The organism is Cyclobacteriaceae bacterium, assembly GCA_013141055.1.
Classification (GTDB): domain Bacteria; phylum Bacteroidota; class Bacteroidia; order Cytophagales; family Cyclobacteriaceae; genus ELB16-189.
This window is the reverse complement of record JABFRS010000001.1, coordinates 696,113-708,447: the sequence shown is the minus strand read 5'-3', so window position 1 is coordinate 708,447 and position 12,335 is coordinate 696,113. Positions and strand designations below refer to the sequence as shown.

At 42.8% G+C, this 12,335-nt stretch carries 13 protein-coding genes; 7 read left to right on the top strand and 6 right to left on the bottom strand.

Features of this window, described 5'->3' with window-relative positions:
• Window positions 1-15: 15 nt before the first annotated feature.
• Together HOP08_03100 and HOP08_03095 are read right to left on the bottom strand one after the other, a co-directional pair.
• The gene (locus HOP08_03100; GenBank protein ID NOT73889.1) at window positions 16-474 is read right to left on the bottom strand and encodes a hypothetical protein; all 459 of its coding nucleotides are present in this window, start codon (window positions 472-474) and stop codon (window positions 16-18) included.
• 133 nt (window positions 475-607) lie between these two features.
• Window positions 608-2,047, bottom strand: coding sequence for a redoxin domain-containing protein (locus tag HOP08_03095; protein NOT73888.1), 1,440 nt, complete (start codon window positions 2,045-2,047; stop codon window positions 608-610).
• A 168-nt stretch (window positions 2,048-2,215) separates the two neighbouring features.
• On the opposite strand from HOP08_03095, the gene gldA reads away from it, so the two are divergent.
• From gldA to dnaN, 5 genes are all read left to right on the top strand, one after another.
• Window positions 2,216-3,145: a gliding motility-associated ABC transporter ATP-binding subunit GldA gene (gldA, locus tag HOP08_03090; GenBank protein ID NOT73887.1), complete on the top strand. Its 930-nt coding sequence runs from the start codon at window positions 2,216-2,218 to the stop codon at window positions 3,143-3,145.
• Window positions 3,142-3,870: a gliding motility-associated ABC transporter permease subunit GldF gene (gldF, locus tag HOP08_03085; protein NOT73886.1), complete on the top strand. Its 729-nt coding sequence runs from the start codon at window positions 3,142-3,144 to the stop codon at window positions 3,868-3,870. The genes gldA and gldF overlap by 4 nt, the downstream gene beginning before the upstream one ends.
• The gene (gene gldG / locus HOP08_03080; protein ID NOT73885.1) at window positions 3,864-5,567 is read left to right on the top strand and encodes a gliding motility-associated ABC transporter substrate-binding protein GldG; all 1,704 of its coding nucleotides are present in this window, start codon (window positions 3,864-3,866) and stop codon (window positions 5,565-5,567) included. Before gldF ends, gldG begins: the two co-directional genes overlap by 7 nt.
• A 3-nt stretch (window positions 5,568-5,570) precedes the next feature.
• A complete protein-coding gene (locus HOP08_03075; GenBank protein NOT73884.1) occupies window positions 5,571-6,518 on the top strand; it encodes a DUF4340 domain-containing protein in 948 nt (315 codons plus the stop codon).
• Between the two features lie 66 nt (window positions 6,519-6,584).
• Complete coding sequence (gene dnaN, locus HOP08_03070) at window positions 6,585-7,709, top strand: DNA polymerase III subunit beta (GenBank protein NOT73883.1); 1,125 nt, start codon at window positions 6,585-6,587, stop codon at window positions 7,707-7,709.
• Window positions 7,710-7,784: 75 nt separating this feature from the next.
• On the opposite strand, the gene HOP08_03065 is transcribed toward dnaN, so the two are convergent.
• Entirely contained in the window at window positions 7,785-8,303 is a 519-nt protein-coding gene (locus tag HOP08_03065; protein ID NOT73882.1) for a hypothetical protein, read from the bottom strand.
• A 133-nt stretch (window positions 8,304-8,436) separates the two neighbouring features.
• Window positions 8,437-9,327 (bottom strand): MBL fold metallo-hydrolase, encoded by an 891-nt coding sequence (locus tag HOP08_03060; GenBank protein NOT73881.1) that lies wholly within the window; start codon window positions 9,325-9,327, stop codon window positions 8,437-8,439.
• A 203-nt stretch (window positions 9,328-9,530) separates the two neighbouring features.
• Here HOP08_03060 and HOP08_03055 point away from each other — a divergent pair, with 203 nt between their 5' ends.
• Both HOP08_03055 and HOP08_03050 read left to right on the top strand, forming a co-directional pair.
• A complete protein-coding gene (locus HOP08_03055) occupies window positions 9,531-10,442 on the top strand; it encodes an ABC transporter ATP-binding protein (GenBank protein NOT73880.1) in 912 nt (303 codons plus the stop codon).
• Between the two features lie 3 nt (window positions 10,443-10,445).
• Window positions 10,446-11,216 carry an ABC transporter permease subunit gene (locus HOP08_03050; protein NOT73879.1) on the top strand — a complete coding sequence of 257 codons (771 nt, stop codon included), beginning with the start codon at window positions 10,446-10,448 and terminating at the stop codon, window positions 11,214-11,216.
• A gap of 17 nt (window positions 11,217-11,233) precedes the next feature.
• Here HOP08_03050 and HOP08_03045 read toward each other — a convergent pair whose 3' ends face one another.
• On the bottom strand, window positions 11,234-11,794 hold the full coding sequence (locus tag HOP08_03045; GenBank protein ID NOT73878.1) for an aminoacyl-tRNA hydrolase: 561 nt from the start codon (window positions 11,792-11,794) through the stop codon (window positions 11,234-11,236).
• 167 nt (window positions 11,795-11,961) lie between these two features.
• Complete coding sequence (locus HOP08_03040; GenBank protein ID NOT73877.1) at window positions 11,962-12,264, bottom strand: hypothetical protein; 303 nt, start codon at window positions 12,262-12,264, stop codon at window positions 11,962-11,964.
• Between the last annotated feature and the right edge of the window lie 71 nt (window positions 12,265-12,335).

Here is a 12,335-nt window from a genome sequence, read left to right as displayed (position 1 = left end):
AATCCTCAGATTGATTTAATGAACCTTTTCGCGTCCCGCTTCGAGGATAGCGTAATTCTTCCAGGTTTGAAAAGTCTGTTCGTCAAGAGTGTTGTCGGCCCGACCTGTATTGGATGGTTTGTAATTGCCCTCAAGTTCCCACCACTTTTTAGCATTTTCCTTAGCGGTGCTTTTGTCTACTTCAAAATAATTAATCACTGAATCAGAGATGATCCAGGGTTTTTCGATAGAGGCATATTTTTCAAAGATCATAGAACGCATCTGTGTTCCGCTCGTCTGATTTTTGAAGTGAGAAACTGTATATGATAATGTTTCAGGTTCCGTCATGATCAGATCCCAGTACTTTTTACTGGCAACGATCTGGGAGGTTGTCAGCAAATAGCCATATCCCTTTTCAAGAGGTTCTTTAGTAATTCCACAGGAAGCGCGGAATTCTTTTTTCTTTTTACCGAAGAGTGAGTCGAGAAGGGCCATGATAGGTCTGGTTAATATTGTATTAGATACTCTCTAACGGGTAAATAGTTGCATCTGCAACCCTTAATTTTTCAGAAAACGTATTAAATCAACAGAATCAGGGGTTGAATTGTCATAATGAGTGACAGGATCCTCAGGTTCCCTTTGGTTTGACAACCGCCTTGCGCTGAAGGAATTTCTCATAATTGATAAAGAAATCTTCCATTTTATCTACCGGTAAACCTTTAGCGATGATCTTCTTCTTTTCATCCAGGATATATACGGCGGGTGTCTGTTCTGCATAGTATAATTTTGAATGAGGACCTACATAACTTCGTGGACCATTTACTGTAATCCATGTCATCTTCATTTCCTTCATGTAGTTCTTCATCTTTACCATCGAAGTATCTGTACTCACAGCAAAGACCTCGACGTTGAATTTCAGCTTATTCTTATTGTAAAAATCCACCAGCTTCGGAGTTTCTGTTCTGCAATGACCGCAGTCTGGATCGAAGATGTAAAGTACGGTGTACTTCTTCTTGATATCGTACATTGATTTCTGCTGGAAGTTCTGATCCTGCATGATCAGGTTCGCACCGGTTTTACCAATAAGACTACCCCGAAGCTTTTCAGCCTGATCTTTCATATTCTTTTTCAAAGCATCATTAACCCAGAAGTCCATCAATCCACTCTGATAGTATTTATCATTGAGTCTGACATAAACTTCATCCAGCCCCATAATTCCAGGCCTTTGATATTTGTAAATACAAAGCCATAGCAGATATTTATAGGTCTCCTGATTCTTGCGAACCTTGGGAACAAGCCCTTCAATAGCTGCCATCAAACTGTCAGGTGTTTGTACAAAAAGCTTGTCAAGATATTCATTGACTTTCTCAGCATAGATTGGTTTCTGCATGTGAATGAAAGCTTCGTCCGCCAGATCCATGTTGTCAAAAAAATGTGCACGATAGTATTTCAACTGAAAGGAAGAATCAATAGAACCATCCGCTCTTTTAGGTGGTTCGGGAATTTCAATTGGCTGCGTCATCTTCAGCATGCGGGCTGATAACGTCCTTGGATACTTTGCAATGATCTCAGCCTGATGCGCCATCACAACGTCATTGATCTTTTGAAAACCCGCGCGGGCCTCTTTCTTTTTTTCTTCGCTGGCGGTACTATCTTTTAATACTTTAATGAAAGGGTCAGCCTCTTCATGACGCTGCATATTGTACAAGAGATTTTCAAAGAAGATCTTATTGTCTTCATCCCCGATCACTTTCATATTCTTTATGTAGTCTGCTGTACTGGTTTCCAGTAAAAAGTGCTGCTGTTCACTTACTACAAAATCAAAAACTCTAGACTTGCCTAAAACGAAATAATAAACTCCATCCGGAAGTCGCGTTTTATTGTCAAATGTCATCGCGCCGGTACTATTGACCTTTGCAGTGTCTCTTATATAAGTGGTCTCACCATAGGAATATGCAAGGAAAGCAGTGGTATCCTTCAGGCCTTTAACCTTAATATCAATCTTGTAGCCTTGAGCGACGGCGCAACCTGAAATCAAAACGGCAATAAGAGTATTCAGTATTTTCATAGCTTCTTTAACGGTGCAAATTTCTTCAATTTTTTTGTATTGAACGGCAATTAATGTTCCAGTTTTGTGCGAGGTGACCCTTTGAAGTTGTTATCTGCTTGTTAACGACTGTATTCTGGCCCGAAAGAGCGACTTCTTGTTCTTTTGCTTTATTTTGCGCCCGCATCGATGTCAATTAAAGTCTCCAACCTCACCAAACAGTACGGCTCCCAGAAAGCTGTTGACCAGATCTCTTTTTCAGTTAATGAGGGAGAAATCGTAGGTTTTCTTGGTCCCAATGGTGCGGGCAAATCCACCACCATGAAGATCATGACAGGATTTCTTCCCCCGACCCTGGGAACTGTCGAGGTGGGCGGCAAAAATGTGATGGACTATCCAATGGACGTCAAACAGATGACGGGATACCTACCTGAGCACAATCCCCTTTACCTGGATATGTATGTTCATGAATACCTGACATTCATGGCTGGCATTTATGGACTAAAGTCTTCTTCCAGGAAAGACCGTGTTATAGAAATGGTAGGTCTTTGTGGTTTGAATGAAGAGCAGAATAAAAGGATCGGAATGCTGTCTAAAGGTTATCGCCAACGCGTAGGCCTGGCTCAGGCTCTCATTCACAATCCTAAAGTTCTGGTGCTGGATGAACCCACTTCAGGGCTGGATCCCAATCAGCTTATTGAAATCCGGAACCTTATTAAGACTATCAGTAAAAACAAGACAGTACTTTTTTCAACACACATCCTGCAGGAAGTGGAGGCGTTATGTGACAGGGTAATTGTGATCAACAAAGGACATATCGTGGCAGACGACCGGCTTGAGAATCTGCTGCAAGGTGGAGGAAATTACCTGATTGTCGAATTTGCCAATCAGATATCACGTGATGAGCTGATGCTTGTAAAAGGTGTTGAACAGGTTGAACATATTGAGAATTTTAAATTCAGAATCAGATCACAGGCAGGTTCTGATATCAGGCCATTGCTGGTTTCACTCGCTGTTGAAAAAAATCTCTCCCTTATTGGCTTGAAAAAGGAAGAGAATTCACTTGAATCAATATTTGGTCAGCTCACCACATCAGAAGAAAAGAAGCAACCGGCATGAGTTATATCTTCTTTAAGGAGTTTAATAGTTTTCTCAATTCCCTTATCGGGTATCTGGTCATGGGAGTTTTTCTCATTGTGATGGGATTGCTGCTGTGGGTTTTTAAAGATACTTCGGTGCTGGAATACGGATACGCTGATATGAGCACGCTGTTTTCCTTTGGTCCTTATGTACTGATCTTCCTGGTGCCAGCGATTACCATGAGAAGCTTTGCGGAAGAAAAGAAAATGGGCACTCTTGAATTATTGATGACCAAGCCGTTAACTGAATTTGATATTGTCCTTGGAAAGTTCCTGGCATCTTTTGTTCTGGTGATTGTCTCTCTGGCACCGACACTGATTTATTATTTCACGTTGCGTGGATTGGGAAACCCTCCCGGAAATATTGATACACCTGGCGTCTTTGGATCATTTATCGGAATGGTTTTACTGGGGGGTGTATTCTGTTCTATTGGAATATTATCTTCTTCTCTTTCCACAAACCAGATCGTATCATTTATTCTAGCCGCATTTTTCTGCTACGTTTTCTATACAGGCATTGATTCCATGGCTTCACTTTTTACGGATGGTGAAAGCTCATTGCTGGTAAAACAACTGGGTATCATTTATCATTATGAATCGCTTAGCAAGGGATTGATTGATAGTCGTGATCTCATTTATTTCCTAAGCATCGGTGGCATTATGCTGCTCTCCACTAAAACCGTTTTATCAAGCCGATCATGGTAAACTGGGGAAGCAAGAAGTTTGGCGATATTCTTTTGCTGGCCGTTGGCCTGATGTTTGCCATCGTGCTGAATCAATTGGGATCATTCTATTTCTTCAGAGCCGATCTTACCGAAGAAAAAAGGTATACAATAAAGGAGCCTACAAAGGAATTGTTGAAATCCCTTGAAGACGATGTTTATATAGAAGTTTACCTTGAAGGTGATCTCAATGCGCCTTTCAGAAGACTCAGAAAGGCTGTAGAAGAGACGCTTCAGGAGTTCAGAATCTACTCAGACAATAAAATCCATTTCAGCTTTACAGATCCCGCGCTTGCGATCGGTCAGAATGCCCAGCGTGAATTCATGACTTCGCTGGCTTCAAAAGGAATTCAACCAATGAACATCATCGACAATAAAGATGGTCAGCGTTCTGAGAAACTTGTATTCCCAGGGGCATTGGTTTCTTATGGCGGTGCAGAAAAAGGTGTCATGTTATTAAAAGGAGATCGTGCCCAGAAATCAGAGGAGGTTCTGAATCAATCTATTGAAGGATTGGAATTTCAGTTAGCCAGTGCAATCCAGGTTTTATCAACGGCCGACAGAAAGAGTATTGGTTTTATCCGGGGTCACGGAGAATTGGATAGTCTCAATGTGGCAGGCTTGCAGAACAGTCTACTGGAATCATATGACGTCTTCGATGTTACACTCGATAAAAAACCTTTGCCGACGGAGTATGATGTTCTGGTCATTGCAAAACCAACACGCCAGTTTTCGGAATTGGATAATTATGCATTGGATCAGTACCTGCTAAAAGGAGGGAAGCTACTGCTCATGATTGACAGGTTGAATGCAGCGATGGATAGTGCTTCAGGCGAAAATTATTTTTCGTTGCCGTATCCATCCGGTCTGGAAGATCAGTTATTTCATTATGGCGTGAGGATCAATCAGAACCTGATTCAGGATCGTGTGTCCATGAGGTATCCGATTGTAACGGGTATTGTTGATGGCAAACCTCAAATGACTCCCATTGAGTGGCCATTCTATCCACTGATCAACCATTATGCCGATCATCCGATTACCAGGCATCTCGACATGAGTGCCTTGAAGTTTGTCAGCAGCATAGATTCTGTCAAAGCTCCAGGAATTAAAAAGACTCCGTTACTGTATTCGTCAGGATATTCAAGAGATATGACTGCGCCTGTGAAAATAAGTGTCGCCGATCTTCGTAAAGAAAAACCTGAAAGCTTTTCACAAGGACCATTTGTTCTCGCCTATCTGCTGGAAGGAAAATTCTCATCGCTATATAAAAACAGATTTCTTCCGGAAGGAGCAGATTCAACAGGATTCAGATCAGAAGGTGTTCATTCAAAAATGATCGTCGTCGGTGATGGCGATCTGGCACGCAATGATGTTCGTGGAGGCAAACCTCAGCCACTGGGTTATGACGCATTCTCCCGGTATACTTTTGCCAATCAGGAATTGATTATGAATATGATCGCCTACCTGACAGATGAAGCGGGATTGATCAGCACACGCAATAAGGAGGTGAAAGTTCGTCCTTTGGATAAAGAAAAGATCAAGAACAGCAGATTCTCACTTCAGCTTTTAAACCTTGTGTTGCCTATCGTTGCTATTGCGCTTTTTGGAATAGTAAAGATCTATGTGCGAAGGCGTAAGTACGGAAGCTTTGACAAGACAGAAGTAAAGACCGATCGATAGTTCATGCAGAGAAAAAGAAACATATATCTTCTCATTGTTCTGGTATTCCTAATACTGGTCAGCAGCTCATTGTACATTTTCGACGGAAGTGAAGTGAAGGTAGACATCGACCGTAATCTTTTTAAGCCTGCTGAGTCTGAGAAAATTGATCAGGTGACGATCCAATCGCCATCACAGAACATTGAATTAAAGTTTGACAACAATCATTGGAAGGTGAATAATACCTGGGAAGCAGATTCCAGAATGATTAAAGTGTTATTTGCAACTCTTACACAAGCTGAACCCAAAAGACCCGTTGCTGCAACATTAAGGGACTCTATAAAATTATTGCTTGAAAAAACGGGTACACGCATTTCACTTTCCGAAGGCGGACAGAAGATCCAGGAATTTATAACAGGAGGAAATGCAGCAAAGACGGAGACATGGTTTTTAAAAGAGGGGGATTCGCAACCTTATATTATGACGATTCCGGGTTACAGGGTTTATGTCGGAGGTATTCTTGAATTGGATGAAAATGGATGGCGCAACAAGAGGGTCTTCGATTTCTACTGGCAGAACTTCAAATCATTGACATCGACCTATCCAAAAGATCCCAAGCAGGGATTTGAGATCGAGAGAAAGAGCCGCTATTTCGGAATCAAAGACGTAGCCAATGCCGATACAACGAAGGTGAATGATTACCTGGATGCGGTTTCCCTGCTCTTTGCAAGCAAGTTCCTTTCCTCCGGACAAAAAAGGGTAGACAGTCTGATGACCACGGTGCCAGCAGTGAAGATCGAGGTCAGGGATATTGCCAACCGCAGCTTCACACTTGAATTATTTACACCTGGAAAACAGGACAATGAAGTCTACGGGCGCATGGCTGACGGTCAAATCCTTACCTTGGAGAAAAGTAAGGTAGCGGAGATTGTGAGACGAAAAGACTATTTCCTTATCAATAAGGGCAATTGAGATTCTTTTTTCAAAATCCATTTTCTTCCTACCTTAGCAGACTATAATTAAAACCACCGAATTTACATGAAGTTCATCGTTAACTCCAGCTACCTGCTGAAGCAACTCTCTTATATCAATGGCGTGATCACGACCAATCCGGTGGTTCCCATTCTTGAGAACTTTCTATTTGAGATCGACAAGAGCCGTTTGACCGTTACGGCGTCCGACTTACAGACCTCAATGATCACTGAGATCAATGTGGAATCCAAGGAACGCGGCAATATTGCTGTTCCGGCCCGCATCCTTCTTGATACCTTGAAGAACCTTCCTGACCAGCCAGTGACATTCTCTGTTGATGAATCAACGTACAGTATTGAATTGAGCTCTGACAATGGTCGTTACAAACTCTCCGGTGAGAATGCTACCGATTTTCCGAAAGTACCTTCTGTCAGCAACGACTTTTCTGCACAGATATCTTCTGAAGTATTGGCCCGTGCCATTAACAATACCATTTTCGCTACCAGCAATGATGAACTCAGACCTGCGATGACAGGAGTGTATGTTAACCTGGGAGAGAAGAACACAACATTTGTAGCAACCGACGGTCACCGTCTGGTGCGTTACCGCAGAACCGATGTTAAATCTGATAGCGGTAATACAATCATTATTCCCCGCAAGGCTTTGAATCTATTGAAGTCAACGCTGCCGTCTGAGAATACAGACGTTACCATCGACTTCAATACCTCTAATGCATTCTTCAAGTTTGGAAACATCCGTATGATCTGCCGCCTGATCGACGAACGTTTCCCGGATTATGAAAATGTAATTCCTTCTACCAGTACGATCAAGATGACGATCAGCCGCGCTGACTTCCTCAGCTCACTGAAACGTATTTCGATCTATGCCAACAAAACTACTCACCAGGTAAGGCTGAAGATCACAGGGAGCCAGTTACAGGTTTCTGCTGAAGATCTTGATTTCTCAAACGAAGCAAATGAGCGTCTGTCCTGTGAGCATGAAGGAGAAGATATTGAAATTGGTTTCAATGCACGTTTCATGATTGAAATGTTGAGCAATCTGGATACTGATCAGATCAAGTTGAATATGTCAGCACCAAATAAAGCTGGTGTGATTCTTCCTGTTGAAAAAGATAAAGCTGAAGACATCCTGATGCTGGTAATGCCGGTGATGCTGAATCAGTACGTATAAAGAGTTTTTACCTAAACCTGAAAAAGCCCCGGAAGTAAATGCCCGGGGCTTTTCTTTTTTTTGCTTGCTTATTTATTATTCTGACTTGACAGAAGCAGTTGCCTTTGGAGGATTGGATGAGAACTTTCCTTTTTCATCTACCCATACTCTTGAAGTCTTTCCCTGCTTGTTTTGAAGTTCGAGGTATGAACCTTTTTTATCAGGATCGGAAGCTTTCCAGTAACCTGTTACCTCACTGTTCTTATAAGCACTTTTGCTATATGCCGTCTTCAGATCTTCAGGAACATCCGCTCCATTCCAGTCAGACTGAGTATAGGTATCCATGTACTTTCCGTCAAGGTCATAACGGGTAAGGAATTTTTCACTTCCGATAGAATAGTTTGCATAGTAACCTTTGCCTTTGCTTTCATACCAGGTAACTTCTGATTTCCCAAGCTTGGTATTCCGATAGCTCAGGTCAGCCTGCAACCTGCGACTCACTGCCGGATCATTGATGGGCGTTCCCATCGTCGTTGTTTGAGTTTGAGCAAATCCGGTGGTAAGGGCAACTGCACAAAGCAATGCCGGAAGGAAATTTTTGATTATTTTTTTCATGATAGTTTGATTTGATTTAGTTTTGAAAAGTCTTGTTGGACTTTTTTCAAAAAAAACCATGCCAGCGATCATAAGAAGAATTACGCTATTCAGGCAAAGAAGAGTGGGGATATTTTTCCTTTATCCCGGTAAATCACTTGCCGCCCAGTAATTTATAAACCATCCCCAGGTATTGATCTGTAGTTTGTGCTCCGCCTTCTCCGAGAGCATTGTATTTTGCAAAGACTTTTTCTTTGGTTAGCTGATCGAGTGTCTTTCCTTTCTTCAAAGCTGCTTCTACAATGGCTGTAGTCTCCTTCAGCATGGCAACATAATTCTGAAAATCCTGCATCGAAGCAGGGTCACCATGCCCCGGAACAACCTTCGATGCGGGATCGGCTTCTTTAATAATTGCTTCAAGATTTTTAATGAGCTGCCTGATGTCGCCTCCACCATTCGTGTACACGGCTGGGAACATGCCGAAGAAGAACATATCTCCCATGTGCAGCACTTTTGATTTTGTGAAATAGATGACAGCATCTGAATCGGTATGTCCGTTGGGTAAATGGATCAGGCGGATTTCTTCGCCGTTGAAGTACAGGCTGGTTCTGTCGGTGAATGTGATGTCCGGTAGTCTTCCATGATCGGCAGAAGCACCCACTCTTTTCCTTACATTCTCATGAGCGATGATGGTTGTGTTTTTATCCAGCACAGCATTTCCCTGGATGTGATCACCGTGGAAGTGCGAGTTGAGGGCGAACTTCACTGGTTTATCGGAAAGTTTTTTCAATGCTGCCTGCACCTTTGGCATCATAGATATAAACATGTTGTCTGCGATCAGTATTCCATCTTCTCCAACAGAGGCTGTTATATTTCCGCCTCCAAAGCCTCCTGTACAATCAAGCATGTAAACGCCTGGTGTGAGGGTAGTGGTTCGGATCTTTATACTGTCAGGATTATCCTGAGCAGACATGTTCATGCAGGAGAAGAACGCAATCAGAAGTGTTGCGCATGAAGTAATTGCGGGAAGGCTTATTTTTTTCATGCGCGCAAGATTGACCCTTTTTTGTGTTTTTGAAATCACCCAAAAGCCGTTAATAATTCTGATGAGTTGTTAAGACAAATCAGAAAGGTTTATTCAATGTGCTATATGTGTAAAGGTGCATTGCTTAGTGGCCCAATGATCAACACCTCTGTAACATTTCCCTCCATTCATCGTCGAGCCATCAGTGAAACCAAAACACACCAATGGCAGACTATTGTTTGGAGACAACTGATCTCACCCACAGCTTTTCATCCACTGAGACCGTGCTCAATGGCATTAACCTGAAAGTAAAAGAAGGAAGCATCTACGGCTTTCTTGGCCCGAATGGCGCGGGGAAAACCACCACCCTGAGATTGATCCTCGGATTGCTCAGGAAGCAACAGGGTACCATCACCGTTTTTGGAAAGAGTTTCCATGATCACCGTCTTGAAATATTAAAAAATGTTGGATCACTTATCGAAAGTCCTTCGCTCTACGGACATCTCACAGCACATGAGAATCTTTTGTTGTTCCAGAAGATATTCCAATGTCCCAAATCCAATATCACGGAAGTCCTGGAGCGTGTTGGTCTGGCGAGTACTGGAACCAAAAAAGCCAGTCAGTTTTCCCTGGGTATGAAGCAGCGTCTGGGCATTGCGGTGGCGTTATTGCACAAGCCTGAATTCCTCATCCTCGATGAGCCTACCAACGGCCTTGATCCCAACAGCATGATCGAAGTACGTGAGCTACTTAAAAAATTAAATCATGAATTCGGCACTACTATTTTAATATCAAGTCACTTGCTTGCCGAGATTGAAAAACTCGTGATGGACGTAGGTATTATCAACAAAGGCAACCTGGTTTTCCAGGGAACACTGCCGGAGTTGAAGTCCAAACAACAGGGAGCATCCTTCATCGCGATTGCTACCAATGATAACTCTGCCGCTATACAGGTGTTGAATAAGCTTGGGATAACGGCCACCATCGAACCTGAAAAGCTGATCATCCCGGTGGTATCACGTGTGGAAATGGCAGATATCAATCACGAGCTTGTCACGCAAGGCATTGGAGTGTATGAGATCACTTCTATCAAGAATGATCTGGAGACAATTTTTATGGACCTGATAAACAACTGACCTATGATGACATTTGTACACAGCTTTCAAAGTGAATGGCTCAAGAGAAAAAGAAGCCTTGCAACATGGCTGGTGATCGTGGGTGGATTCTTTACACCCGTCATCGTAATTGCCGCACGACTGTTACAGCCGGAGAAAACCATTAAGACATATTCATCCCCTGACTTCTGGTTTCAATTGTGGAGAAATTCATGGGAGTCTATGGCGATCATGCTTCTTCCAATGGGTGTCATCCTGGCGACGAGTCTCGTTACCCAACTTGAGTACAAGAACAATACCTGGAAGCAGGTCCATGCATCGCCTGTAGGGCTGGCTACGCTTTACTTTTCGAAACTCAGCGTGATCATCTTTATGATGTTCCAGTTCTTTATTTTATTTAACATAGGAATTTACCTCTCCGCGATCATTCCTTACCTGGTAATGGATGTTGAGTATCCGTCCACTGCTATTCCATACATGACGTTCCTCAAAGACAATGCACTTTACTTCGTGGACTGTCTTCCTATCATCGGCTTGCAGTATTTGATAAGTCTTAGATTTAAGAATTTTCTTGTGCCGGTAGGAGCAGGACTGATCCTGCTTGTGGGATCCATTTTTTCAATATCGTGGAAGTACGGATACCTGGTGCCATATTCATATTGCATGTATCATTATCTGATGGGAATAGGGAAGGCCCATCCTGCGGGGAACACACATCTGATGGCGACGGGATATTTTCTATTGTTCACAGTGACAGGGTTCATACTGTTTGCCACAAAGAAGGAGAGAGGATAGAATAAAATAAAATATCTCTAGTTATTAAAGAAGTTCATCGTGCGTTCTACGCCGATGGTGCAGAAGGAAAGCGTGGTCTCGATGGCTTTATCCATGATGTCGGGAAGTGCTGTGAGTTCTTCTTTCCTGAAATTGCTTAATACAAAGTCTACCTGCTGACCTTTGGAGAAATCACTGCCGATCCCCATGCGGAGACGTGAGTATTCCTGACCACCCAGTACAAGCTCAATATTTTTCAATCCATTGTGACCGGCAGAACTGCCTTTGGTCTTGAGGCGCTGGCTGCCGAAGGGCAATGCGAGATCATCGACGATAACCAATAGATTTTCTTTTGGGATCTTGAGTTCTTGTAGCCAGTATGCGACGGCCTTGCCGCTCAGGTTCATGAAGGTGTTGGGTTTGATGAGGTGGACCTGCTTTCCTTTGAATTTGAATTCGGCTCTGTCGGCGAGGCGTTCTGTTTTGAACTCAAGTTTATGGACGTCGGCGAGGCGGTCGAGGGTGAGAAACCCGATGTTGTGACGGGTGAGTTCGTATTCTGGGCCGATATTGCCAAGACCGGCGATGAGGAATTTCATGGGGTAAAAATAATGCTTATGCTTAAATATTAAATTGTGATGTACTTCGATTTAATAAAGGACTTTTCATCTTTTAACTGACTGAAATATGACCTTTTGATCTGAATCGTGAAGCTCTCCGTTAGCCGTGGCGGGTGCGTCAACGAATGGCGCGGCGCCTTGATGACTCATTTTTCACCCAGCGACATCTTCATAAACTTTTTTACCTCTTTGTTAATATCATCAATCTCCTGAATACGCAGATGATGATTGTATTGCTGGTCACCTGGAACCTGAGCGATCTTATGAAAGCATAAGTTGTCTGTAAAAGGTTTGTTGAAAGGAAAGACCACATCCACGAAATTTTTACCCAGCCGGATTACGTAAGCCACTCTTGTCTTTCCGGCAATTGCAATCATCGACTTGGTAGGATGGATCGTAATCTTTCCGATTTTCTGATAGGCTTCTACAAAATTCCAGAAGAGTGCAATGGTGTGCTCTGATTTATTGCCAAGAAAATCATCAAGAACTTTGTCGCCGCAGGAATGAACCTGATTATTAT